This is a genomic window from Neotamlana laminarinivorans, assembly GCF_020523925.1.
GTDB classification, from domain to species: Bacteria; Bacteroidota; Bacteroidia; order Flavobacteriales; family Flavobacteriaceae; genus Neotamlana; species Neotamlana laminarinivorans.
This window is the reverse complement of record NZ_JAJAPW010000002.1, coordinates 71,169-96,533: the sequence shown is the minus strand read 5'-3', so window position 1 is coordinate 96,533 and position 25,365 is coordinate 71,169. Positions and strand designations below refer to the sequence as shown.

The 25,365-nt window shown below is 32.0% G+C and carries 24 protein-coding genes and 1 tRNA gene; 12 read left to right on the top strand and 13 right to left on the bottom strand.

Annotation, left to right across the window (positions count from 1 at the left end):
• Positions 1–8: 8 nt before the first annotated feature.
• From feoB to LG649_RS04235, 3 genes are all read right to left on the bottom strand, one after another.
• The gene (gene feoB, locus LG649_RS04245; protein WP_226541310.1) at positions 9–2,111 is read right to left on the bottom strand and encodes a ferrous iron transport protein B; all 2,103 of its coding nucleotides are present in this window, start codon (positions 2,109–2,111) and stop codon (positions 9–11) included.
• Positions 2,108–2,341, bottom strand: a complete 234-nt coding sequence (locus LG649_RS04240; RefSeq protein WP_226541308.1) for a FeoA family protein — start codon at positions 2,339–2,341, stop codon at positions 2,108–2,110. Before LG649_RS04240 ends, feoB begins: the two co-directional genes overlap by 4 nt.
• Before the next feature lie 194 nt (positions 2,342–2,535).
• Positions 2,536–3,210, bottom strand: coding sequence for an SCO family protein (locus LG649_RS04235; RefSeq protein WP_226541306.1), 675 nt, complete (start codon positions 3,208–3,210; stop codon positions 2,536–2,538).
• A gap of 162 nt (positions 3,211–3,372) precedes the next feature.
• Between LG649_RS04235 and rseP the strand changes: the two genes are divergently transcribed.
• Positions 3,373–4,716 carry an RIP metalloprotease RseP gene (gene rseP / locus LG649_RS04230; protein WP_226541304.1) on the top strand — a complete coding sequence of 448 codons (1,344 nt, stop codon included), beginning with the start codon at positions 3,373–3,375 and terminating at the stop codon, positions 4,714–4,716.
• A 98-nt stretch (positions 4,717–4,814) separates the two neighbouring features.
• Positions 4,815–4,888 (top strand) — tRNA-Asn (locus LG649_RS04225).
• Between the two features lie 101 nt (positions 4,889–4,989).
• On the opposite strand, the gene LG649_RS04220 is transcribed toward LG649_RS04225, so the two are convergent.
• The 5 genes from LG649_RS04220 to LG649_RS04200 all read right to left on the bottom strand — a co-directional run bounded on the left by LG649_RS04220 (position 4,990) and on the right by LG649_RS04200 (position 8,132).
• Positions 4,990–5,676: a haloacid dehalogenase type II gene (locus tag LG649_RS04220; protein WP_226541302.1), complete on the bottom strand. Its 687-nt coding sequence runs from the start codon at positions 5,674–5,676 to the stop codon at positions 4,990–4,992.
• 132 nt (positions 5,677–5,808) lie between these two features.
• Positions 5,809–6,357 carry a carboxymuconolactone decarboxylase family protein gene (locus LG649_RS04215; RefSeq protein ID WP_226541294.1) on the bottom strand — a complete coding sequence of 183 codons (549 nt, stop codon included), beginning with the start codon at positions 6,355–6,357 and terminating at the stop codon, positions 5,809–5,811.
• Positions 6,358–6,429: 72 nt separating this feature from the next.
• A complete protein-coding gene (locus LG649_RS04210) occupies positions 6,430–6,993 on the bottom strand; it encodes a TetR/AcrR family transcriptional regulator (RefSeq protein ID WP_226541292.1) in 564 nt (187 codons plus the stop codon).
• 9 nt (positions 6,994–7,002) lie between these two features.
• Entirely contained in the window at positions 7,003–7,656 is a 654-nt protein-coding gene (locus LG649_RS04205) for a peroxiredoxin-like family protein (protein ID WP_226541290.1), read from the bottom strand.
• A gap of 122 nt (positions 7,657–7,778) precedes the next feature.
• Positions 7,779–8,132, bottom strand: a complete 354-nt coding sequence (locus LG649_RS04200) for an arsenate reductase family protein (RefSeq protein ID WP_226541288.1) — start codon at positions 8,130–8,132, stop codon at positions 7,779–7,781.
• Between the two features lie 56 nt (positions 8,133–8,188).
• Between LG649_RS04200 and LG649_RS04195 the strand changes: the two genes are divergently transcribed.
• Entirely contained in the window at positions 8,189–8,653 is a 465-nt protein-coding gene (locus LG649_RS04195) for a DinB family protein (protein ID WP_226541287.1), read from the top strand.
• Here the strand turns inward: LG649_RS04195 and LG649_RS04190 are convergent.
• Together LG649_RS04190 and LG649_RS04185 are read right to left on the bottom strand one after the other, a co-directional pair.
• Positions 8,633–9,358, bottom strand: a complete 726-nt coding sequence (locus tag LG649_RS04190; protein WP_226541285.1) for a DUF3298 and DUF4163 domain-containing protein — start codon at positions 9,356–9,358, stop codon at positions 8,633–8,635. The genes LG649_RS04195 and LG649_RS04190 overlap by 21 nt on opposite strands.
• Positions 9,359–9,450: 92 nt before the next feature.
• Complete coding sequence (locus LG649_RS04185; RefSeq protein ID WP_226541283.1) at positions 9,451–10,281, bottom strand: THC0290_0291 family protein; 831 nt, start codon at positions 10,279–10,281, stop codon at positions 9,451–9,453.
• A 203-nt stretch (positions 10,282–10,484) separates the two neighbouring features.
• Here LG649_RS04185 and gdhA point away from each other — a divergent pair, with 203 nt between their 5' ends.
• The 6 genes from gdhA (at position 10,485) to LG649_RS04155 (ending at position 18,666) form a co-directional block, all read left to right on the top strand.
• Positions 10,485–11,828: an NADP-specific glutamate dehydrogenase gene (gdhA, locus tag LG649_RS04180; RefSeq protein ID WP_226541281.1), complete on the top strand. Its 1,344-nt coding sequence runs from the start codon at positions 10,485–10,487 to the stop codon at positions 11,826–11,828.
• 120 nt (positions 11,829–11,948) lie between these two features.
• Positions 11,949–14,297 carry a type IX secretion system anionic LPS delivery protein PorZ gene (porZ, locus tag LG649_RS04175; protein ID WP_226541273.1) on the top strand — a complete coding sequence of 783 codons (2,349 nt, stop codon included), beginning with the start codon at positions 11,949–11,951 and terminating at the stop codon, positions 14,295–14,297.
• Positions 14,297–15,016 carry a DNA repair protein RecO gene (recO, locus tag LG649_RS04170; protein WP_226541271.1) on the top strand — a complete coding sequence of 240 codons (720 nt, stop codon included), beginning with the start codon at positions 14,297–14,299 and terminating at the stop codon, positions 15,014–15,016. The genes porZ and recO overlap by 1 nt, the downstream gene beginning before the upstream one ends.
• Positions 15,017–15,019: 3 nt before the next feature.
• Positions 15,020–17,425, top strand: a complete 2,406-nt coding sequence (locus LG649_RS04165; RefSeq protein ID WP_226541262.1) for a TonB-dependent receptor — start codon at positions 15,020–15,022, stop codon at positions 17,423–17,425.
• 326 nt (positions 17,426–17,751) lie between these two features.
• Positions 17,752–18,252 (top strand): regulatory protein RecX, encoded by a 501-nt coding sequence (locus LG649_RS04160; RefSeq protein WP_226541255.1) that lies wholly within the window; start codon positions 17,752–17,754, stop codon positions 18,250–18,252.
• Positions 18,253–18,306: 54 nt separating this feature from the next.
• Entirely contained in the window at positions 18,307–18,666 is a 360-nt protein-coding gene (locus LG649_RS04155) for a YraN family protein (protein ID WP_226541253.1), read from the top strand.
• A 3-nt stretch (positions 18,667–18,669) separates the two neighbouring features.
• Here LG649_RS04155 and LG649_RS04150 read toward each other — a convergent pair whose 3' ends face one another.
• Positions 18,670–19,926 (bottom strand): Y-family DNA polymerase, encoded by a 1,257-nt coding sequence (locus LG649_RS04150; RefSeq protein WP_226541251.1) that lies wholly within the window; start codon positions 19,924–19,926, stop codon positions 18,670–18,672.
• 216 nt (positions 19,927–20,142) lie between these two features.
• On the opposite strand from LG649_RS04150, the gene LG649_RS04145 reads away from it, so the two are divergent.
• Positions 20,143–20,856 (top strand): hypothetical protein, encoded by a 714-nt coding sequence (locus tag LG649_RS04145; protein ID WP_226541249.1) that lies wholly within the window; start codon positions 20,143–20,145, stop codon positions 20,854–20,856.
• A 74-nt stretch (positions 20,857–20,930) separates the two neighbouring features.
• Positions 20,931–21,473, top strand: a complete 543-nt coding sequence (locus LG649_RS04140; protein WP_226541247.1) for a hypothetical protein — start codon at positions 20,931–20,933, stop codon at positions 21,471–21,473.
• On the opposite strand, the gene LG649_RS04135 is transcribed toward LG649_RS04140, so the two are convergent.
• On the bottom strand, positions 21,470–21,916 hold the full coding sequence (locus LG649_RS04135; RefSeq protein WP_226541245.1) for a DUF3157 family protein: 447 nt from the start codon (positions 21,914–21,916) through the stop codon (positions 21,470–21,472). The two genes, LG649_RS04140 and LG649_RS04135, sit on opposite strands and share 4 nt — an antisense overlap.
• A 47-nt stretch (positions 21,917–21,963) precedes the next feature.
• Entirely contained in the window at positions 21,964–23,460 is a 1,497-nt protein-coding gene (locus tag LG649_RS04130; RefSeq protein WP_226541243.1) for an aminotransferase-like domain-containing protein, read from the bottom strand.
• A gap of 71 nt (positions 23,461–23,531) precedes the next feature.
• Here LG649_RS04130 and LG649_RS04125 point away from each other — a divergent pair, with 71 nt between their 5' ends.
• A complete protein-coding gene (locus LG649_RS04125) occupies positions 23,532–25,358 on the top strand; it encodes a TonB-dependent receptor plug domain-containing protein (RefSeq protein WP_226541242.1) in 1,827 nt (608 codons plus the stop codon).
• Positions 25,359–25,365: the final 7 nt, after the last annotated feature.

The following is a 25,365-nucleotide window of genomic DNA, read 5'->3' as shown; positions in this document are numbered from 1 at the left end:
TTTTCAAATTATTTCAAAAACTGAAAAGCAATTAAGGCGGTAACATAAGCTAAACCACTCATGAAAACCAGTTGAAGCATCGGCCATTTCCAGCTGTTTGTTTCGCGTTTTACAATGGCTAGCGTACTCATACATTGCATAGCAAAGGCGTAAAACAACAATAGCGAAATACCACTTGCTAGAGTAAAAACCTTGGTGCCGTTACTATACGTTTCGGCAGCCATTTTGTTTTTTATGGTGTCTTCATCTTCATTATCGTTGGCACTACCAACACTATAAATAGTTGCTAAAGTACCCACAAAAACCTCGCGAGCTGCAAACGATGTTACAAGCCCGATGCCTATTTTCCAATCGTAACCCAACGGGCGAATGGCAGGCTCAATGGCTCTTCCAACAATACCAATATAACTGTATTCTAGCTTGTGTGCTGCAATTTTATCGTCTAATTCGGTTTCAGAAAGTGTCGGATTTTCAGTTTTTACAATCGTTTCAGCATTATTAAAATTATCACCAGGACCGTACGATGCAAGTACCCAAAGCACAATGGAAATAGCTAAAATTATTTTACCAGCTTCTAAAATAAACGTTCGTGTTTTTTCGTAAACACTTAAAGCTACATTTTTAAATAACGGAATTTTATAACTTGGCATTTCCATTACAAAGTAACTTTTACTCTTTATTTTTAAAACTTTATTTAAAGCATAAGCCGAAACTATTGCTGTTAAAAAACCAATAATATAAAGACTCATTAAGGTTAAAGCTTTGTAACTCATTCCTAAAAATGTGCCTTCAGGAATTACCAGTGCAATAATTATAACGTAAACAGGCAACCTTGCCGAACAGGTAGTAAACGGTGTAACTAAAATGGTAATAAGGCGTTCTTTCCAGTTTTCAATATTTCTAGCGGCCATAACAGCAGGAACAGCACAGGCGTTTCCAGAAATTAATGGCACAACGCTTTTTCCGCTAAGGCCAAAACGTTTCATAATATTGTCCATTAAAAATACAACACGACTCATATAACCACTCTCTTCAAGCAGGGCAATAAATAAAAATAAGAATGCAATTGGCGGAATAAAAACCATGACACCACCAATACCAGCAATAATACCTTCGGCTAATAAGTTGGTAAATACGCCTGGTGGCAAGGTGTTTTTAACCCAGTCGGCAAGGGCTGCAAAGCTTTCGTCTATAAAATCAGTTGGTGGTCCAGCCCAATCATAAACGGCTTGAAACATTAAAAATAATATCACAAAAAAGATGAGGTAACCCCAAACTTTATGCGTTAAAATTCTATCTAGTTTAATGCGTAAATCGGTAGCTGCAGTTAAATCTATTTTAAGGCCATCTTTTAAAACAGCATTTATAAATTGGTAGCGTTTTATAGTTTCTTTTTGTTGTAATCGCTTTAAGTCGGCAGTACTTTTGGTTTTAAAATCGTTAATATCATTAAAATCTTTACGCTGTATTTTTCCAAAATTTACATCTTGTGTAATTACTAACCAGAGTTTATAAAGTAATTGGTTTGGAAAGGCCTTTTTTAAGTTGCTAAAGTAAGCATCATCAATAGTACTAATATTTAAACAAGGTGTTGTATTAAGTACGCCATAATTTGTAATAAGCTCTTTTAGCTCGTTAATACCTTCATTTTTACGTGTACTAATAACAGCAATTTTGGTGTGTAATTGTGCCTCTAGGTGTTTAATATTTAAAGAAATACCTTTTTTTACCATTCTATCGGCCATGTTAATTACCAAAAGTGTAGGTATTTCTAAATCTTTAATTTGCGTATAAAGTAATAAGTTACGTTTTAGGTTTTCAACATCGGTAACAACTACGGCAACATCAGGAAAATCTTTGTCGTTTTTATTTAAAAGTAGCTCAATAACCACACTTTCATCAAGCGATGAAGCGTTTAAACTATAAGTTCCTGGTAAATCTAAAATATGCGCTTTAAGTCCACGAGGCAGTTTGCAAATACCTTCTTTTTTATCAACCGTAATACCCGGATAATTACCAACCTTTTGGTTTAAACCCGTTAAGGCGTTAAAAACCGAAGTTTTACCCGTGTTAGGGTTTCCTATTAAAGCAACGTTTATTTGTTTACTCATTTAGCAGTTTTTTCAATTAAAATAAGCGCAGCCGTTTCTTTTCTTATGGCTAAATGCGAACCGTTTATGTTTAAATAAATAGGATCGGCGAGTGGTGCCACCTGTAATAACTCTACAGTATTACCGGGTAAACACCCCATTTCTAAGAGTTTTAAAGGAATTTCGCGAGACGACACATCTGTAATTACGGCCGTTTCACCTTTTTTTAAATGAGCTAAAGTATCTTGCAAACTTATTTAGATTGATTTTAAAGAAGCAAAAATAATGTAAAAAGTTTCAGGTTCAAAGTTTCAGGTTTAAAGTTTTCTAAATATCACAGTGTTTTAGGGCATTCCCCTATAGGGTCGGGCTTTTCGTTACTAGTTTTGGCTCGATGCGCGCCTCGCCAAAAGCTATCCACTGCAATCCCTAATGCTGCAGGCAACTACTGTTTGTATTCTTCCTTTAAAATATCGATATCGTTAAGTAAACGCTCAATATCGTCTTTATTTGTGCCATCGTAAAACCCACGAATTTGTCGTTTTTTATCAATAAGCATAAAGTTTTCGGTGTGTATCATATCAAAAGGGCCACCATCACCAAAGTCTTTTACCGCTAAATAACTTTTTCTAGCGAGTTCATAAATTTGTTTTTTATCGCCAGTAACTAAATTCCATTTACTATCAATAACACCTTTTTCTTTAGCATAACGCTTAAGTTGAGCAACAGTATCGATTTCTGGAGTTACACTGTGCGATAATAGCATAACTTCATCGTCATCTTTAATTTCTTTTTGTATATCGGCCATGTTTTTTGTCATAATAGGACAAATGGTTTGGCAAGTGGTAAAAAAGAAATCGGCAACATAAATTTTATCCTTATAATCATCTTGTGTAATGGTTTTACCATTTTGGTTTACAAGACTAAAATTGGCTATTTTATGATATTTACGTTGGTGCTGTATGGTGCTGTCTACCAATTGTTCATCAACCATAGCAGGTTGGTAAATGTTTAGCGGTTGGTAAACATTAAGTGTATTGTAAATTAAAACTAGTATAATAACCGAAATAATGGCAAAAACTATGGCAAACTTCTTGTAAACTTTAAAAAACGACAACATAACATTTAAATTTCACACAAAAATACATTGAAAATTAGAGCTTAAAAATTAATACTGAGCATAAATTAATGTTAAATGGTACTAGAGTAATTAATACTTTTTTTAAAGTTGGTTTAAAAGCTTACTTTTGTGCGATTATAAAAAATTGACTGAAAACAAACTATGGATTTTGTAATAAAAATATCTCAGTTTTTACTGAGCCTTTCCTTATTAATTATTTTACACGAATTAGGACATTTTATTCCTGCAAAAGCATTTAAAACAAGAGTTGAAAAATTCTATCTGTTTTTCGATGTGAAATTCTCATTATTTAAAAAGAAAATAGGAGATACCGTTTACGGTATTGGTTGGTTACCACTTGGTGGCTACGTAAAAATTTCTGGAATGATTGATGAAAGTATGGATACCGAGCAAATGGCTCAAGAACCACAACCTTGGGAATTCCGATCTAAACCCGCATGGCAACGTTTAATAATTATGCTTGGTGGTGTAACCGTAAACTTTTTATTAGCGATTCTTATTTATATAGGAATGAGTTATTATTACGGCGATAAATTTTTACCGGTAGAAAATATAAAAGATGGTTTGCTAATTGAAAACACTGTAGCTAACGAAGCTGGTTTAAAAACAGGCGATAATATTGTAGCTGTAGATGATGTAAAAGTTGAAAACTATTCTGAAATTTCTGAGAAAGTTTTATTTGGAAAAGAAATTACTATTGAAAGAAATGGTGTGCAATCAAAAGTTGCAATGCCACAAGATTTTTTAGCCCAATTAATCGATTCTAAGGAAAAAGACTTAATAAGTTTAAGAATGCCTTTTGCTGTAGTACAAGTGCCAGATACATCTAAGAATGTAAATAGCGGTATTAAAAAGGGTGATATAGTTGTTGGTATAAATGATTATGAAACTAAATATTCAGACCAAGTACAAGATGCCTTAACAAAGTTTAAAGGTCAAGAAGTACAAGCTACTATTTTGCGAGATGGTAATAAAACCATATTACCGATGCAAGTTAGTAAAGAAGGTAAATTTGGTATTGTAGTATCTGGGGTAACACAAGACAATCTTGAAAAATTAGGTTATTACAAATTCGAAACTAAAAAGTACGGCTTTTTCGAGTCTATTCCGGTTGGTTTTACAAAAACTAAAGAACGTTTAGTATCATATTGGGGGCAGTTAAAGGCGATATTTACACCTAGTACTGGTGCATATAAAGGTGTTGGGGGTTTTAAAGCTATTTACGATATATTTCCGGAATTTTGGAGCTGGCAAGTATTTTGGGGAATTACTGCATTTTTATCTATTATGCTTGGTGTTTTAAATTTATTACCAATTCCAGCTTTAGACGGTGGACATGTAATGTTTTTACTTTACGAAATAATTTCGGGTAAAAAACCAGGTGATAAATTCATGGAATATGCGCAAATGGTTGGTTTCTTTATGCTTATAGCTTTAGTGTTATTTGCCAATGGAAACGATATTTATAAAGCACTATTTAATTAGTAATATTTAATTGAAAAAAAATTAAAAAATTTTTCAAAGTGTTTTGCAGAAACTAAAATAATATATATATTTGCGCTCGCTAAGACAAAGCACAACCTTCCTCAGTAGCTCAGTTGGTTAGAGCATCTGACTGTTAATCAGAGGGTCGCTGGTTCGAGCCCAGCCTGAGGAGCGAAAAGCCTAACAGAAATGTTAGGCTTTTTTTATTTAAAAATGTTTGATTTTAAATAAACTTCTAAAATAAATAGTTAAACTATTTATGCTTAATATATTTTATAAATAAGCTACTAAAGTATCTGCAGCAATTTGTAAATCTGGTGCAACTATTTCTGTTTTTGGCGCTAATGGAAATACTTGTTGCCCTGGCCTGCTTATAAATGCAGCTCGCCAACCTGCCCAAAGTGCTCCTGCAACATCCCAACCATGCGCTGCAACTAGCATAGCTTCATTAGGCTGGATATTCATTTTTTTAGCTCCCCAAGCATTTGTATTGCTAAAAGGTTTGAACTTATTGGTTGGTTCTACACTTATTAAGTCATCAAAATAGTTCGTTAAGTCTGCGTTTTTAAACTGTTTTATTAAACCTTCTTGTGATGAGTTTGTAAAAGCTACTAGCGTATACCCAGCATCCTTTAATTGTGTTAAAGCTTGTTTTACTTCTGGATGTGGTGGAAGCGATCTTAATGCGTTTGTAACGATGTTTTCAGCCTTGTTTGTATTAATTTCAATATTATTATTTGCCGCAACCATTTGAAGAGTAGCTGCCCCAATATTAGCAAAACTGTAATATTGTTCTGCTGCAGAGGTTACTAGTGAATATTGTAATAATGTAGTAAACCATAATTTTAGCAAATCCTTATTACCATTTAAAGCTTCACCAATTTGTTCCTTCATTGGTGATAAATCTAACAATGTTTCATTTACATCAAAAAATAATACTTTTGGTTTTATGTTTTTCATAGGTTTTCATTTTTTATTGTTAATAAAATATACTTAGAATTGTTTAATTAACATTAAAGTATTAGTTAAACATGTTGTAAAAAAAAAGAGCTAATATTTAATATTAGCTCTTTTTAAATTGAATTCCTTCAATTATTTTGTCCAAGCAAACTTTTTAAACGCGTCGTCTACAGGAGTTTCAGCAATGTGATTAGTATAATTACTTATTACTTTTTGAGCTAATCCTAGAATTATATCTAAAAGATTACGCTCTGTATAACCTGCCTCGTAGAATTTATTTATTTCTTCATCTGAAATATTACCACGGTTTCTTAAAATACTTAAAGTAGTATCTTGTAAAACTTGTAATTTTTCAGTTGGCATTTTTTCTTGGTTTCTTAAGGCTTCAGTTAAAGCAGAATCTACTTTCATAGAATGTGCAATACCTGTATGTGCTGGCACACAGTAATGGCAACCATGTTCTACGTTAATTGTTTGCCAAACTACAGTTAATTCTTCTGCATTAAATGAAGAACTTGCAAATAAACCGTGTAATACCTTGTAACCTTCTAAAATTTGAGGAGACTCAGCTAATACACCGTGCAAGCCTGGTAACATACCAAAGCTTTTTACAGACTCTTCTAATAATGGTTTACTTTCTGCTGGTGCAGACTCAATACTGTGAACTTTTAATGTACTCATAATTTTTATTTTTCTGTTTCAATTATTATTATATCTAAACAAACGTTTAGGTATGTGTTAAAAAATTTTTACTTATATGTTATTAAATATATTTTCAATATAATTTTCTAGTTGCGTTGAATTAAAAACACGACTTGCAGATGATAACCCGAACATTGCTACAATTAAATAATCGGCTTGTTCCTCTAATAAAGTTTGGTTTAGGTGTTTCTCTTGTTTTAATGTATTTACAAAAACATTGCGGACAACATTTGTAAAACTAGATAATACCTCTTTTATTTTTTCATCGGCATCGGGACTTAACTCATTAGCTGTATTTGTTATTAAACAACCTTTGCCATACTCAGTTTCTTTTGAGAATTCAATAAAGTCGTAAAAGTATGTTTTAATAGCTTTAACGCCTTTTGTAGATTGCTCTAACTTAGCTATAAGTTTATTTAATTTTTGTTTGTAACATTTAATGCTCTCTAAAAAAACGCCATTTTTATTACCAAAACTCGCGTATATTGAAAACTTATTTATGCCCATTTCTTTTTCAAGCATTTGCATAGATGTAGTTTCATAACCATTCCTCCAGAATAGATTCATGGCTTTTTCAATTACTTCTGTTTCGTTATAGTTTTTTGTTCTTGGCATGCTACAAATTTACATTTTTTTTAAAAATGTTGTAATATCACTTGGTTCTGCGCGTTCTCTGTAATCGGCACTTAAAAAAGCGTGCTCAATAACGCCTTTTTTGTTTATAATATATGTGGCCGCTAACGGCAATTCATTACTGGAATCTCCATTATAGGCAGTTAAATCAAATTTAGTATTATAAATATTTGCAACATCGTTGGTTAGTTTAAATACTACACCATAATTTTTTGCTACTTTATTACCAACGTCGCTTAAAACTTCAAATTTTAAACTATGCTTTTCTGAAGCGCTAATAGATGCGTCGGGTAATTCTGGCGTTAAAGCTAATAGGTTTGCACCTTCTGCTTTAAAATTTGGTAATTCTTGCTGTAAATATTGTAAATTTATATTGCAATAAGGACACCAACCTCCTCTGTACCAAACTAGCACAACAGGGCCTTTTTCTAAAAACTGTTTTAAGGTAACTATTTCGCCAACAGCATTTTTTAATGAAAATTCTGGAGCAATATCACCTATCTTTTTTGCCGCCTGTAAAACACCGCTTTTTGTCACAGCATTTAAGCCTTCGCTGTAAACTTTTTTAGTGGTTTTATCGGCTTTTTTGCTAAAACTATCTTTGTGTGCGTTTAATGCTTCGGTTTGGTTTTTATAATTTGACATACTTCTTTGTCGTAACTTCTATGCAAAACTAACTAATCGTTTAGAAATAAAAAATTGTTTAACAATATTTTAGTTAAACAACCGTAATTATAGGTTAATAAAATAAGTTTAACCCTTTATAATTAACCGGATATAGCAGTTTTTGCGTCTTCAACCGTTTTTTTTGAATTTCCTATGAAAATATGGTTTTCAGAAATTATTACTGGACGTTTTAAAAATGTGTAGTGTTCTAAAATATAATTTTTATAATCGCGCTCTGTTAAATCTTGGTTTTTTAAGTCCATTTCCTTGTACAATTTGGCACGTTTACTAAATAAAGCTTCATAACTTCCTGCAAGTGTTTGCATTTCTTCTACCTGCTTAACTGTTATAGGCTCTGTTTTTATGTCTTGTAAAATGTATTCGGTTGGTAAATTCAATTCATTTAAAATACGAACACATGTATTACATGTTTTTAAATAATATACTTTTTTCATGTTTTTAGTTTAAAGCACAAAATAAAGCTATATTCACAGCAAAATAAAATTTTATAATGGATTTCACTTTCGCATTCTTAAACAAAACACGATCAATTTTCATTAAAATTATTGAAGAAAATACTCTTGAGGTTTTAAATAAAGTACCTAATGGGTTTAATAATAATATTATTTGGAATATAGCGCACTGCATATCTGCAGAGCAAGGTTTAACTTATGGTTTATCTGGATTACAAGTTAAAGTGCCAGATGAGATAATTGCTAATTATAAAAAAGGAACTAGACCTGAAAGCTTTATAGCACAGGAGCAAATTGACGTTATAAAAGAGCTTTTAAAAACGAGTATTAAGCAAACGGAAGAAGATTATAAAGCAGGAGTTTTTAATAGTTTTAATCCTTATGTTTTATCTACAACAGGTAACACTTTAAGTAATGTTGATGATGCTTTACAGTTCGTTGCTATGCATGATGGTCTGCATTATGGTTATATTTTGGCTTTATTAAAAGTTGTTAAAGGCTAAATAAGGTGCCACTATATCATAAGGAATAAGAAATTCTGTAATTCCTGCCACATATGGACCTATTTCGTAAATATTGTATAGTAAAACTAAACCTTCGTCTGTAAAAGCTATGTTTTTAGGTAAATCAAACTTTTCTGGGTCGAATAGTATGCTTTTGTCTTCAATACTTTTATTGAAATAGTTTTTTGCTAAGGTTTTAAATCCGTTAAAATCGCTAAATAATTCTTGGTTTTGCAGCGTATTTCCTGTTTCAGGATTAAAATTTTTAAACGCAATATAGGTATTACCATGTGCGCCACCTGCAAAAGTATAGGTGGTTATAGCAATGGATATAATTTCGGACGATTGGTATAAAACTTCAGTGTCAATTTGGGCTTCCCAAGGCGGAGTAGCTACCTCAAATTCTTTTGAAAATTCAATATAAGCAGCGTTAAATTCATCTATACTTTCTTCAATAGAAGAGGCAGTAATATCATCTACAAGATTACCAAAATGTAAGGCAGAGATTATAGATTTTTTTAGTGTATTATTTAGTTTAGTAGCTACTTCGCTATCGCCATCGGCTTCAATGGTGTTAACTTCAACAAGTTTATTGCTATTGGTTGTAATCGTTTTTTCTTTAAATGAAATAGATTTTTGTTCTTTTTCGCATGAAGTTAAGCATATAAAGAAGAAACAAATAGATAGTAGTAATAGCTTTTTCATATAAAATTTCAATTATTTAAATATAGATATTGTATTTATTACAAATAATAAAATACTAAAACTTAACAAAAAATTAAATGAAAAATAAAGTGTTAATTTAGGTAATAAATATAACCAAAGTTTAGCCAAACGAGCCAGTCGTTATTTTGGTTAGAATTTAATTGATGATTTAAACCATCAACCCAGTCGCTAAAGTAATATTGCCACCTTAAGTCTAAAACTAAATCTGACACTCTAGTTAATTTATATCTTACACCAACACTAGATACAACAGATAAAGTTGAAAATGAAGCAGTATCTATAGGATATTCACGTTCTTCTCCAGCTGCTAATGCAGGTAAAAAAGTTGGATCTGCATACCAAAAAGAATAAATATTTTCTTCATCAAAAACGTTGCCATCACCATAAGTTGTTGTTGCTTCTGGCGAGCTGTAAGTGTAATGTATTCCTAGAGAAACGTAGGGGGAAAATCTGTAAGCAAAACCTTGAAAATCTCTTATACTAAGAGGAAAGAATTCTAACTGGGTACCTACATCTAAGTTTTTTGCATAACCGCTTTGAGACCTTAATCTTTCAGAATTATCAGATGTTTTACTATCTGCTACCCACTCACCAAAATGTTCTAATTTAGTTCTGTTGTAAGAAATCTCATTTCTTAATTTAAAGTGGTCATTAAAAAAAGTATCTGTAGAGTAACAGTTACAGTCTGATCGATAAGAAAAATTAATATAATGTACTATACCAACGCCAAAACCAGAATTACCGAAATTAGTTTCGCCTTCTTCTCTTAAACCATAATCCGATCTAAATTGAACAGGGCCAGCTATAGCACCGATTTCATGGGAAAAACCTAATTGAGCGTTTATTGATTGTAGAGAAACAAACAATAAAAAAAAACAAACTAATTGTTTTAAGTTAAGCATACTAAGGCTTGTTTTAGTTGAGGCGAATTAGCGTTCACAAATATATAAAAACTGCGCAAACAAACAAATATTATTAGTTGAGCTGAAAATCACCACATTTTAATTACGGAATTATAAAAGTATCAACGATATTTTTGTAGATATCGTATATTTGCCAAATAAAATTATTTTTTTAATAATAACCATTGCAATACAAATTGTATATGAAAAAAAACATTGAAGAATTTTTAGACCTTGTAAAACTTCGAAATGGTCATGAGCCTGAATTTTTACAAGCGGTTGAGGAAGTAGCCGAAACAGTTATTCCTTACATTGTTAAACACGATATATATTACGGTAAAAATATTTTACTTCGAATGGTTGAACCTGAACGTTTAATTTCGTTTAGAGTGTCATGGGTAGACGATAGTGGCGAGATTCAAGTAAACAGAGGATATCGTGTACAAATGAACTCCGCCATAGGGCCCTACAAAGGTGGTTTACGTTTTCATCCAACGGTAAATGCAAGCATTTTAAAATTTTTAGCCTTCGAGCAAGTGTTTAAAAATTCCTTAACAACTTTACCAATGGGTGGAGGAAAAGGAGGTAGTGATTTTGATCCCAAAGGAAAAAGTGATAACGAAATCATGCGTTTTTGTCATGCTTTCATGAGCGAGTTATTTAGACATATTGGCCCTAATACAGATGTTCCGGCAGGAGATATTGGTGTTGGTGCCCGAGAAATTGGTTTTCTTTTTGGTATGTATAAAAAACTTCGTAACGAATTTACAGGCGTTTTAACTGGTAAAGGTTTATCTTGGGGTGGCTCTTTAATTCGCCCAGAAGCTACTGGTTACGGTACAGTTTACTTTGCAGAAAGCATGTTACAAACTAAAAACGATAGCATTAAAGGTAAAAGTGTAGTTATATCTGGCTCTGGAAATGTGGCGCAATATGCTGCTGAGAAAATATTACAATTAGGAGGTAAAGTTTTAACATTATCAGATTCATCCGGATATATTTATGATGAAGATGGTATTGATGAAGATAAGCTTAAATTCGTTATGGACCTTAAAAATGTAAAACGGGGTAGAATTAGCGAATATGTAAAAGAATATCCTAATGCTAAATTTGAAGAAGGTAAAAAAACCTGGAGCGTAAAATGTGACGTTGCTTTGCCATGTGCTACACAAAACGAGTTAAATGAGGAAAGTGCTAATTTGCTTTTAAAAAATGGCTGTATGTGTGTTAGCGAGGGAGCAAATATGCCATCTACAAAGGAGGCAATAGCAGCTTTTCATAAGGCGAAAATATTGTTTGCACCAGGTAAAGCTTCAAACGCTGGTGGTGTTGCAACTTCCGGTTTAGAGATGTCACAAAATTCGCTAAGAATTAGCTGGACTAGAGAAGAGGTTGATGATAGATTAAAAGGCATAATGAAAGATATTCATGATGCTTGTATAGAATACGGAACCGAAGACGATGGTTATATAAACTATGTTAAAGGTGCTAATATTGCAGGTTTTGTAAAAGTTGCTGATGCTATGCTTGCTCAAGGTATTGTTTAACTTTGTCAAAATAAATTAAAAAAAGCTTCACTTAATTAAGTGAAGCTTTTTTGTTTTTAATATATTTTTTTAAGTTAAAACTCGTTAGTTATAAATATATTTGAATGATAAATGAATGATATGTTAAAACAACTATTTGTCTTTTTAATAGTTTTATTTTCAGTAAATGTGTATTCTCAAGATTACTCAGCACTATGGAAAGGGTATTTTTCATACAATCAAATTATTGATGTCACTAAAGGAGATAACAAAGTGTTTGCAGCATCTACCAATGCTGTTTTTTCTTTTGATACCGTTACAAATAATTTGGAAGAAATTAGTACTATAAATGGGCTTTCAGGAGGAAATATTTCAACACTTTTTTACAGCGCTACATATAAATTACTTGTTATTGGTTACGAAACAGGATTAATAGAAATTGTTTTTGATGATGACGATGATGTACTAACCTTAGTAGATATTGTAGATAAAGTAACTATTTCACCTACCAATAAGCAAATTAATCATTTTAATGCGCTAGATAATCAATTGTATATTTCTACAAATTTTGGTATCACCGTTTTTAATTTAGAGCGTTTAGAGTTTGGTGATACCTATTTTATAGGCGATAATGGAGCACAAATACAGGTAAACCAAACCACCATTTATAATGATTATATTTATGCCGCTTGTGCTGATGGCAACGGAATTAGAAAAGCATCTGTAAGTAGTCCCTTTTTAATAGATTATCAAAACTGGGAAACCTTAAACACAAATTCTTGGAATGGAATAACGGCTACCGAAACAAATTTATATGCTATTAGAAATAATAATAGTATTTACAGTATTACTAACGATGCTGCTACGCAGTTAAATCAATATAATAATGCACCACTAAAATTAAGGTACGATAATGGTATTTTAGTTGTAAGTACAGCCAATAATGTTTTTGCTTATAACAGCGATTTTAGTTTATTAACTCAAGCCGATGTTAATCCGCTTTTTGTTACAGAGTTTACATCAGCAATAGCAGATGGAGACAATCTATATATGGGAACAGAAGATTTTGGTATATTAAAAACAAGTCTTTCAAATACCATTGATTACGAAGAAATTCATCCAGACGGCCCGTTGTTAAATATACCTTTTTCAATAGAAACTTCCACAGATGGTTTGTGGGTAACATTTGGAGAGTATACAGGCTTTTTCAATCCCTACCCATTAAACAGCAGAGGTATAAGTCATTTAAAATATAACGATTGGGTAAATATTAGTTATGATGATGTTTTTGAAGCTAAATCTTTAAATCATATTGCTGTAAACCCTAATAATTTTAATCAGGTTTTTGTGAGTTCTTTTTTTAGTGGTTTATTAGAAGTAAACGACGATTTGCCAACCACTTTGTACAACGAAACAAATAGTGGTTTAAACTCGTTATCCTTGCCTAATAACCCAAATTATATCGATATTAGAGTTGGGCCATCAGAGTTTGATAGTAATGGATTGCTTTGGACCTTAACAAGTTTGGCCGGCAACCCATTAAAATCATTCAATCCAGTTAGTAACCAATGGGAAGTTTATAGTTTTGCAGAAATAACAGGTGATGCTTTTGAGAGCGGAAATTTAGGTTATACAGATATTGAAATAGGTAATGATGGTACAAAATGGACGTCTTGTTATAATTTTGGATTAATAGGTTACAATGAAGCGAACGGTGGTCAAATAAAAAGTATATCTACGGAAGATGAGAATATGCCAAGTAATTGGGCTACAGCTTTAGCTCTAGATAACCAAAACCAGTTATGGATAGGCACTTACAGAGGCTTAAGAGTTCTATACAATACTTCAGGCTTTTTTACAGATGATGATGTTCAAGTTTACGAAATTATTATAGAAGAAAATGGTGAAGCCGAAGAGTTATTGTTTCAACAATATGTAACAGCTATAGAGGTAGACGGTTCAAATAACAAATGGGTAGGAACAGACAATTCTGGTTTGTTTCACTTTTCTTCAGATGGACAAAATACCATATATCATTTCACAACAGACAATTCACCGTTGCCATCAAATAGTATACGAGATATTTCTTTAAATCTAGATAATGGTACTGTTTACATAGCAACCAGCCAAGGTTTAGTTTCGTTTTCTTCCGGGAGTTCAAGTGCGTCAAACGATTTACAAAATGCTTTTGCCTACCCAAATCCGGTACGCCCTGGTTTCGATATTTCAGAAGATAAAGTAAAAATAAAGGATTTCTCAGAAAATGTAAATATAAAAATCACAGACATTGCTGGAAATTTGGTAGCAGAAGCCCAAAGTAACGTAAACGAGAGATTTGGTGGTTATAATCTTGAAATTGATGGAGGTATAGCTTATTGGAATGGTAAAAACTTTGCCAATAATATTGTGGCATCTGGTGTGTATTTGGTAATGATTTTAGATTTAGATTCTTACGAAACCAAGGTTATAAAATTAATGGTGGTTCGCTAATGTTAATAACTACAAATGCTATTGTTCTTTCTAAAATACGCTATAAAGATAACGACCTTATAGTAACCTGCTACACACAAGAAAAGGGTGTTTTAAGTTTTTTAATTCGTGGTGTTTTAAAAAGTAAACGAGGAAACTCTAAAGCAGCATATTACCAATTACTATCTCAGTTACAGTTGGTAATTAATTTTAAAGAAAACCGAAATTTACATGCCATAAAAGAAGCTAAGCCAATAAACATTTACCAAAGTTTACATACCAATATTTTAAAAAGTGCTATAGTTATGTTTTTGGCAGAGGTTTTGGCAACTTCGTTAAAAGAAGAAGAGAAAAATAAAGGCCTCTACGAATATTTAGAAAATGCTTTAGTTTTATTGGACAGCCAAAGTAATTTTGCTAATTTTCATTTACTTTTTTTATTAAAACTAACAAAGTATCTGGGGTTTTACCCAGACGATACCGAAATTGATTTTCAATACTTTAATTTAAGCGAAGGGCAATTCGAGCTACAGCCATCAAATAAACATAGTATTTCAGGCGAAAATTTAACACTATTAAAAACTATGTTAGGCATAAATTTTGATGCTATTTCTACTTTAAAAATTAGCTCACAAAAAAGGCAAACATTTTTAAATATGATGTTGCTTTATTTTGAGTTACATTTGGGCAATTTTAAAAAGCCAAAATCTTTACAAATCTTCAATCAAGTTTTTAATTAATTAATGAAATATTTTTACCTCGCTTCCTTCTTAATTTTTTCAATTTATTCTCAAGGCCAACAAATTAAGGTATTAAATTCAAACACCTACGAACCGTTGTTTGGTGTAGCTATATATAACTCAGATAAATCAAAAAGTGTTGTTACTAATTTTAGAGGAGAAGCCAATATTTCTATCTTTTCAGACCAAGAAATTATATATGTAAAACATCTTTCTCACATATTAAAATATTTAAAAAAATCAGATTTAAAATCAAACATAATTTATTTAGAGCCTAACACACAAGGTTTAGATGAGGTTGTTGTATCTGCATCAAAATTTCAACAAAGTAAACGCGATATACCCCAAAAAATAATAAGCTTAAATGCCAAAGATATTAAACTAAATAATCCGCAAACCAGTGCCGATTTATTAGAGCAAACCGGACATGTGTTTGTGCAAAAAAGTCAATACGGTGGTGGTAGCCCAATGATACGAGGTTTTTCAACTAATCGTTTATTAATAACCGTAGATGGTGTAAGAATGAATAACGCCATTTTTAGAAGTGGCAATTTGCAAAACGTTATTTCTATAGATCCGTTATCAATTAAAAGTACCGAAGTTACACTTGGTGCAGGTGCTGTAATTTATGGTAGCGATGCCATAGGTGGAGTAATGAGCTTTTACACGCAAACACCTCAATTTTCTGCTACTAATAATTTGTTATTTAGTGGTAATGCCATTGCTCGATATGCAACTGCCAGTAATGAAAAAACCGGGCATATAGATTTTAATTTAGGATATAAAAAATGGGCATTTTTAACCAATGTTAGCTTTAATGATTTTGATGATTTAAAAATGGGAAGCCACGGTCCTGAAGAATATTTAAGAACAGAATATGTAGTTACTACAGAAAATGGAGATGAAATTGTAGAAAATAGCGATCCCTTAATTCAAAGATTTTCTGGTTATAGTCAATGGAATTTTATGCAGAAGGTAAAGTTTCAGCCAGAAAACAATTTTAGTTTCGATTTCGGATTATATTACACAGAAACCTCCCAGTATTCTCGTTACGATAGGCTAATTCGTTACAGAGACAATTTATTGCGTTCGGCAGAGTGGAATTATGGGCCGCAAAAATGGTTTATGTCTAACTTACAAATAACTAAATTAAGCAGTAGTTCTAATTTATACGATAAAATAAAAGCAACGTTAGCTTACCAAAATTTTAAAGAAAGCAGAATAGATCGCGATTATCAAGCAGTAGAGCGGAATATTACAGAAGAAGGCGTAAACGCAGTTTCATTTAATATAGATTTAGAAAAAACACTTAGCCCCAAAACCGAATTTTTTTATGGAGCAGAGTATGTTTACAATAAAATAAAATCTAGAGGAGAAACGCAATTTATAGACACAAATATGTTTCAGGACGCTGTATCGCGTTACCCTAATGGTGCCACTTGGCAGTCTGCTGCTATTTACAGTAGTATAAAATATAAGCCTAATCCAAAATTTGTATTTCAATCAGGGTTAAGATATAACTATGTAACCAGTAAAGCTAATTTTACAGAAAATAATGAGTTTTTAAATTTACCGTTTACAAGTTCAGAAAACGAATCAGATGCCTTAACAGGAACTGCAGGTTTTAGTTGGGAACCTAATAAAACTATACAATGGAAATTAAATGCATCGTCGGCATTTAGAGCACCAAATATTGATGATATAGGTAAGGTTTTTGATTCTGAACCAGGTTCTGTAGTTGTACCAAATAACAATTTAAAACCAGAATATGCATATGGTGGCGAGCTAGGTGTAACGCTTAATTTTAATAACAAAGTTATTTTTGATGTAAACACTTATTACACGTATTTAGATAACGCTTTAGTACGCCGCAATTACACATTAAACGGTGAAACCGAAATTATTTACAATGGTGAGCTTAGTAATGTTCAAGCCATGCAAAATGCATCAAAAGCATGGATTTATGGGTTTGAAGCTGGAGGACAAGTAAATTTTACTAATAAATTAAAATTAACTGCACAATACAATGTAATTGGTGGTACCGAAGAAGATGAAGGTATTGAAGTTCCAGCAAGACATGTTGCTCCAAATTTTGGAAATGCACATTTTACTTGGAATAACAATAAATTTACTCTGGACGCTTTTACAAATTTTAGCGATGGGTTTTCCTATTTGCAATTAGCACCATCTGAACAAGAGAAGGATTACATTTATGCCATTGATGCCAACGGAAATCCATACAGCCCATCGTGGTACACTCTAAACTTACGTACACAATATCAAGTAACGCCTAGTACAACTGTAACTGCAAGTTTAGAAAATATAACAGACCAGCGATACAAAACATACTCGTCTGGTATTGCAGCGGCAGGGCGCAATTTGATTATAGCTTTACAATATACTCTATAAATAAAAACCGCCATAAAACTAGAAGTACTATGGCGGTTAGTAAATTAAATTCAGGGAACGATATTTAATTATTAATAGCTTTTTTATTTATTATTAAACCGTTTTCAAGCTCTATTTTAAATATTTAGACTTTGTTTTTTAAGTTATTTAATTGAAAAGCTTCTGTGTCGTTGTTACTTTTAAAGTTATATAATTGGTGGCCAATTAAATCGAAAATTTTAACCGATTTTATTTGTTATTGATTTCCTGCCGAAAATTAAACCTTAAAGTATTTTACTCTAGAAGTTTTATCTTTAACCAGATTTGGTGTTTTATTTTTATATGTTATGGTTTCAATGTTTATTTTTGGGCACATGTTGCAACCCAAAAAAACATATACACTACAAGAAGCTATTAAAAAATTAGAGCATTATTGTGCATATCAAGAACGTTGTCATAAAGAAGTGCGACAAAAACTAATAACTATGCACATGATTCCCGAAGCTATCGATACCGTTATAGTGCACTTATTGCAGCATAATTTTCTTAACGAAGAACGTTTTGCCAAAACATTTGTAAGAGGCAAGTTTAGAATTAAGAAATGGGGACGCCGCCGTTTATCTTTAGAATTAAAGAAAAAAGACATTAGTAAAGTTAATATAAATGAAGCATTTAAGGAAATTAGCGAAACGGAGTACATCGAGGTTTTTAATGATTTAGCCGAAAAAAAGGCTAGTACGTTAAATGGTAATACTCATAAGAATAAAAAAAAATTAATAGACTATTTATTATATCGTGGTTGGGAGTCGCATTTGGTTTACGATAAAGCTAATGAATTATTTAGTTAATCTTGTTTTGTTTATGCAGAGTTTATAAAAACTACTACTATTTAATATTGTTATATGGCACAGCACAACGAGTTAGGTAAAAAAGGTGAACAACTTGCAGTAGATTTTTTAATTGAAAACAACTACCAAATTGTAGAACGAAATTACCGTTTTGATAAAGCTGAAGTTGATATTATAGCAAATAAAAACGATGTTTTAGCAATTATAGAGGTTAAAACAAGATCGTCTAATAATTTTGGAAATCCTGAAGATTTTGTAAAACTAAAACAAATTAAAAATTTAGTAAAAGCTGTTAACGAATACGTAACGGTTAATAATTTAGATGTTGAGGTTCGGTTTGATATTATTGCTATTGTTAAAACAAATAAAACCTTTAAAATAGAGCATTTAAAGAATGCTTTTTACCATTTTTAAGCGTTATTTTACAACAATTATATCGTTTAATTTAGTGGTGTAGCGTGGCGATAGGCGTTCTTGTCGCATTTTCCAGGTTCGCGTTAAATCTTGGTTTGCTAGTTTAATTTTATAATCAGAATATTTTGTATTTAAAGCATCTATAGTGTGCATTAATGGTTTATGCTTAGGATTTTCGCAATCAAACATTTGTAATTGATGATTATTTGTAGGCACTATACCCATTACTATAACTCCTGCCCGTTTATATTTAATTCCTTTTTTAAACATTTTGGTAACCATATTAACCGCTTCTTTGCTAATAATTAAATTAGAATCTGTTGGGTAAGGTAAATTTACCATATTACTTACTCGGTGTTGTTTTAAGTTTTTTTTATGCTTGTCGCTTTGTAGTGTTACGTAAACCATATAGCAACTAGATTTTTGTTTACGTAATTTTTCGGCGCAATTTGTAGCAAAGGTAGATATACGTTCTTTTATATAATTTAAGTCATCATACGCAAAATCGAAACTACGCGTAGTAGCTATAGCGCGCTTAGTTTTTATTTCATCTAGTTGTAGTGTAGCAATGCCTTCTAAATCTTTTTTTAGTTTAAAACCTGTGGTGCCAAAGTTTTTACGTACCCAAGCATCAGGCAAATTAACAAAGTCTATGGCTTTTTTACAGCCTTTAGCTTTTAAACTTTTTTGTAACCCTCGGCCAATGCCCCAAACATCTTCAATGGGCATCCAGTTAAGTGCTTTAATTCGTTGTTCTTCAGAATTTATTACGTAAACACCTCCTGTTTTTTCTGGAAATTTGCGTGCAATTTTATTAGCAATTTTACTTAAGGCTTTTGTCGGGGCTATACCAACACAAGTTGGTATTCCAGTCCATTTTAAAATACGTTTTCGTATTTGGATTCCGTAATCATTAAAATTGTAATTTTCAAAACCTTTAAACTGTAAAAAGGCCTCATCTATGCTGTATACTTCTACATCTGGTGTAAATTGCTCTAGTATTTTCATAACTCGACTACTCATGTCTCCATATAACGGGTAATTAGATGAAAACACAGCAATATTTTTTGCTTTACAAAAGCTATCCCATTTAAAAATAGGTGCGCCCATGGGTAAGCCTAAAGTTTTAGCCTCATCGCTTCTAGCAATAACACAACCATCGTTATTGCTTAAAATAGCAAGAGGTTTTTTGTTTAAATTAGGGTTGAAAACGCGCTCGCAAGAGGCGTAAAAATTATTACAATCTACTAATGCATACATAGACTGTAAAGGTAATTATTTCAGTTTATTTTTGTAATAATTAAGGCAACACAAGTATGTAGTATTAAAACTACAAAATGTTTTAAATTTTGTGATTTTGCTTATCAGGATATTATTTTATCGATGAAATGCATTTTGTGTTTGAAAAAAACAGTTTCTGTTAGTATGGTATTATAAAAAGATTATTTTCACAGAAATAATTTAAAATAATCTAAAATGACATTTAAAAAATTACTTATGCTTTTATGTGTAGTAGCGAGTTTTTCAGCGGCTGCACAAAATTTTTCACCAGCTTTTGAAGGGTTTAGTAGAAAGAAACCTGCATTTATTACCATGGCAGATGGTACAGAATACACGGTTTATTTAAAAAGTTTTAAACGTAAAAAAGGCCTTATAGACCAATTAAAAGTAGAGAGTGTTAACGGAGGAAAGAAAGTAAAAATTAACCCTGAAGATATTTCTCATATGTATATAGCGCCTTCTGGATTAGCTAAGTTAGCTCAAAAAATGGATGCATCAACAGATCTTACAAAAATTCAAGACGGAGAGTTAAATGCAGAGCACCTTGATGAAGGTTATATTTTTATGGAATCTTCTGAGGTTCAAATAAAGAAGAAAACACAGTACTGTATGTTACAGTTAATGAATCCTACTTTTAGTGGAAAAATTAAAGTTTATAACGATCCATTTGCAAAGGAAACAGCAAGTATAGGTATTGGAGGAATGACTCTTGCAGGAGGGTTAGATAAATCATATTACATTAAAAAAGCAGATGAAAAAATTGCTAAGAGAATTAAGAAAAAAGAATATAAAAAAGATATGACAGAAATTTTCTCTGAATGTCCAGATGTGTTAGCAAAATATGCTGATGACCCTAAATGGGGAGAGTTTGAAAACTTTATATACGATTATTCTACAATGTGTAACTAATCAGTTAAAAATATTTTTTGAAAAAGGCAGTCTAATTTAGGCTGCCTTTTTTATTAACTTTATTTTTATAGCCTATGTATACTATTGAGTTTACCATTAGAGAACCAAAAAAATCATCGATACTAAATATTTTTGTAGCAGCAGTGTTTTCTGCATTTTTTACTTATAGTATTTCTCTGTTTTTCCGACACGATTACTCCAAAAATTACGCATCAGCATTAGCAGCTTTTCTCGTTTGGTTATTTGGGTGTTTGTTTGTGTTTCTTATACCACTAATTGCGCGCCATTACATTCATTTTAATTTTCAACATTTAAAAATTAAACATAGTTATTCAATAGGATTATTTAAGTATAACGAAAGTTGGCAAGATTTGAAAAACTTAGAATACATCTCGGTGTTTAAAACACAAAATGGTTATGAAATAAATATGTGGTTTAATAAAAACGACATACTTAACCTTGCGGTTTTAACAGATGCCGATGAAGCCATTAACGAAGGTTTATTCTTTTCAGAAAAATTAAATATTGATTTGCTCGACGCCAGAAAACGAGGCCATCACAAATGGGTTGATAAAGAAGTCTCAAAATTAAATAACATTATAAGTTACAAAAACTAAAACACTTCTATTTTCTTTGCAACGCTATGGCCAATACGCTTATAAGTCACTTTTTCACCGTTGGCGCAAAACTTATAAGTTCCTGTTTTTTTATTTTCTTTTACAGCGAGTAGTACTATGTCTTCAGGGTTACACTCAAAATCTTTAGCTACTTTTTGTTTAATATGTTTTATAGTTGCACGCCCTTTTTTTAATTGATTTTGAACTTTATTATCTAGTTCTGGTTCAATAAAATTTGGCTGAAAATGGCATGCATTTTCATTGTTTTTTATAGTTTTAACTTCGGGAATTTGGTCTTTAGGTACATCTAAATCGATGTATTCCCAAGTAAAATCGGCTTTAAGTAACACACGACGGCCATCTTCGGTTTTAACAATGTAATTGTTTTGGGAAAATGCAGTTAGGGAAATAAAAAATAGAAAAATACAAACTAAGGACTTCATAAAAATAAAATATGGTTTCGTTCAAAAATACAATTTATTTTTTTTTGCTATTTGTTTATTAGTTTATCATATGATTGTTTTAAGAGCTTCACTACAATTTCAATCTCATCTTCATTTAAATGCCCAAAACCAAAACGAATCGCACAGTTATTTTTATCTTGGTATAAAATAGTTTTAGGCAAAAGTAAATCATGCTCATGGGCCACTTCAGCGAGTTTAATTAATGAAACTTTAGTTTTAAATTGCAACCAAATTGCTAATCCGCCGCTAGGTATATTGTATGTTACAATATCTTTTAAATGCAATTTCAATTGTTTGCATAACACATCGCGACGCTGTTTATAGGTTACTATATTCTTTTTAAGGAGTCTGTAAATTTCGCCTTCGTAAATTAATTCCAAAAGCATTTGCTCCTGTATTAAATCGCCTTGTTGGTCAAGTAACTGCAAATAGTTTTTTGCTTCAGAAATTAAATTTTCTGGCGCTACAACAAACCCTGTTTGAAAACTAGGAAACAGCGATTGCCCCATTTTTCCTAAATAAATTATCATACCATTGGCATCGGAACTTGCCATAGGTAACATAGCAGAACCATCGAACTGAAAATCGTAATCATAATCGTCTTCAATAATAGCGAAACCATAAGTTTTTGCTAATTGCATCAATTGTAAACGCCTTTCGGTACTTAAAGAAACGGTAGTTGGGTAATCGCGATTAGCACAAATGTAAATACAGCGAATACGGTTTTTAATAAAATGTGTTTTTATGTATTCAATATCCAGTCCGTTTTCATCAACCGGAATAGTTATTATAGTGGCACCGGCTTGCTGAAAAATCATATTTGCCGCATAGTTACTTAATTGTCCAACCAAAACAATATCGTTGGGTTTTAAAAGTAATTGAGAAACAATGTACAAACTCATTTCGGTGCTTCGTGTACTTACAATATTATTAGGCTTAATATGAAACCCTCGTGTAGTATTTAAAAAATTACATAATTGAGTTTTAAATAATGTGTTTTTTGCTTTATTCGATTTGTTCCATTTATTAACCAAAGTATTGCGTTTCATTGCGGCGCTATACCAGCGTGAAAATTGATGTACTGGGTGTAAACGTAAATCGGGTTTACCATCGTTAATGCTATATTTAGCTTCGGAAGATTGCGTAGTTGGCGATAAATGAAACGATTTTTGAAAAGGAAATCCCGTTGAATCAGAATATTGATAAGCTTTATTAATTGATGCTGCTGAAGCTTTTATTTTTGTAGCATTCTCTTTCGGAAACAATACAAAAGTGCCTTTGTTAGCTATAATTTCTACCCAACCTTGCGACGCTAACTCGTCGTAAATAGCAACAGCCGTATTTCTATGAACACCCAACAATTCACTTAAAACACGTGTGCCAGGTAGTTTATTTCCTTTTGATAAATACCCACGCTGTATGGCATTTATAATTTGTTGAGACACTTGTATATACACTGGTTGCGATAAACTTTTATCGAAACTTATAAGTTGTTTTAACAAATCACTAACCGGACTACTCACTGTTTTAAAACTGGACTATTTTAATCGTCCGGAAAGTTACGATTTTTGCAGCATGAAATTAAAACAAACTAATGAAAACTAAATTTTCACTCTTTACATTTATATTATTTACTATTATCAACCTCGGTGCTCAAGAAGAAACCGTTAAAACCGATTCGTTGCAAGAAGTTGTTATTACTTCTACAAGAATTGATTTACCGTTTAAGGAAAACTCTCGAACTATAACGGTGGTTTCTTCTGAGGACATTAAAAAAAGTGCCGCAACCAATGTTGCCGATGTTTTGCAACAATTTGCTGGTGTAGATATTCGTCGTCGTGGTACTTCTGGTAGTCAGGCCGATTTATACATTCGAGGTGGCGGGTTCGACCAAACACTTTTATTAATTGATGGCATAAAAATGGACGATGCACAAACGGGCCATCACACCATGAATGCAGCTTTACCATTAGAAGTTATAGAGCGTATAGAAATAATTAAAGGTCCAGCAGCGCGTGTTTTTGGGCAAAATGCTTTTACTGGAGCTATAAATATTGTCACTAAAAAAAATGTAGCTAATAGTATTTCAGCAAAAATTGAAACCGGTTCTTTTGGGCAGTTAAATGGAGGGGTTACTGCTGGAGTTAGCTTAAAAAACTCGTCGCATATTGTACATATAGATAAGCTTTCATCGGAAGGGTATCGTTATAATTCCGATTACGATAATAGCAACTATTTTATTAAAAGTGTATTTAATAAAACAGGACAAGCTATAGAAATGACAACCACTTTTCAAGAACGTAAGTTTGGAGCTAATGGGTTTTACGCTAGTGCAAGTGCCACAGAACAATACGAAGAAACACAAAATAGTTTACTAGCCTTTGCAACTACATTTAATAAAAATAATTTAACCATTACGCCTCGAGTGTATTGGAAACGCAATCAAGATATGTATGTGTACCTGCGTAACGACCCAACGGTGTACAGAAACTTACATATTACCAATAAAATTGGAGCCGAAGTTAATGCCTCATACAAATCTAATTTAGGAATTACAGGTTTTGGGGTAGATATGTCTCAAATTTACATTAGTAGTAATAATCTTGGTAATCGTGAGCGTTTCATGACCAACCTATTTTTAGAGCACCGTTTTAAATTATTTAATAATCTTGTAGATGTAACACCTGGCGTAGCCGTAACGTATTTCTCAGATTTCGATTTTTATGCCTTTCCAGGTATAGATGTTGGGGTAAAAATAACAGATGATTTAAAAGCTTACGGTAACATTGGCTACACCTATCGCGTTCCAACTTATACCGATTTATATTATACCGATCCTGTAACACAAGGCAACGAAGATTTAGAGGTTGAAGAAGCCCTAGCTCAAGAAATTGGTTTAAAATACTTTTCAGAAAAATTTAATGCGGCTGTAGCTGTTTACAATAGAGATGCTAAAAATTTAATTGATTACGTAAGGCCAACTACAGATGTAGAAATTTACACAGCAACCAATATTGCCGAAGTAAACACAAAAGGTATTGAAGTAGATTTAGGCTACAATTTTACCCTTGCAAATTACAAACAAACTATTGCCGTTGGTTATAATTATTTAGAAGATGATATTATAGACCAAAACGAAGCATTATCCCGCTATTCGTTAAACACTTTAAAACATCATTTTACTACACGTTTAAGCACGCAACTGTTTAAAAACGTAAGTCAGAATATTATTTACAAACACGCTGAACGTGCCACAGGCCAAAGTTATAATGTTTGGGATGCCTCAGTAGCTGTTAACTTAAAACAATTAGAATTCACTTTTACCGCTAATAATATTTTTGATGCCGATTATATTGAGGCCGGATTTGTACCAATGCCACCAAGCAACGTACTTTTTGGTTTACGATATAACTTTAATTAAAAAACTA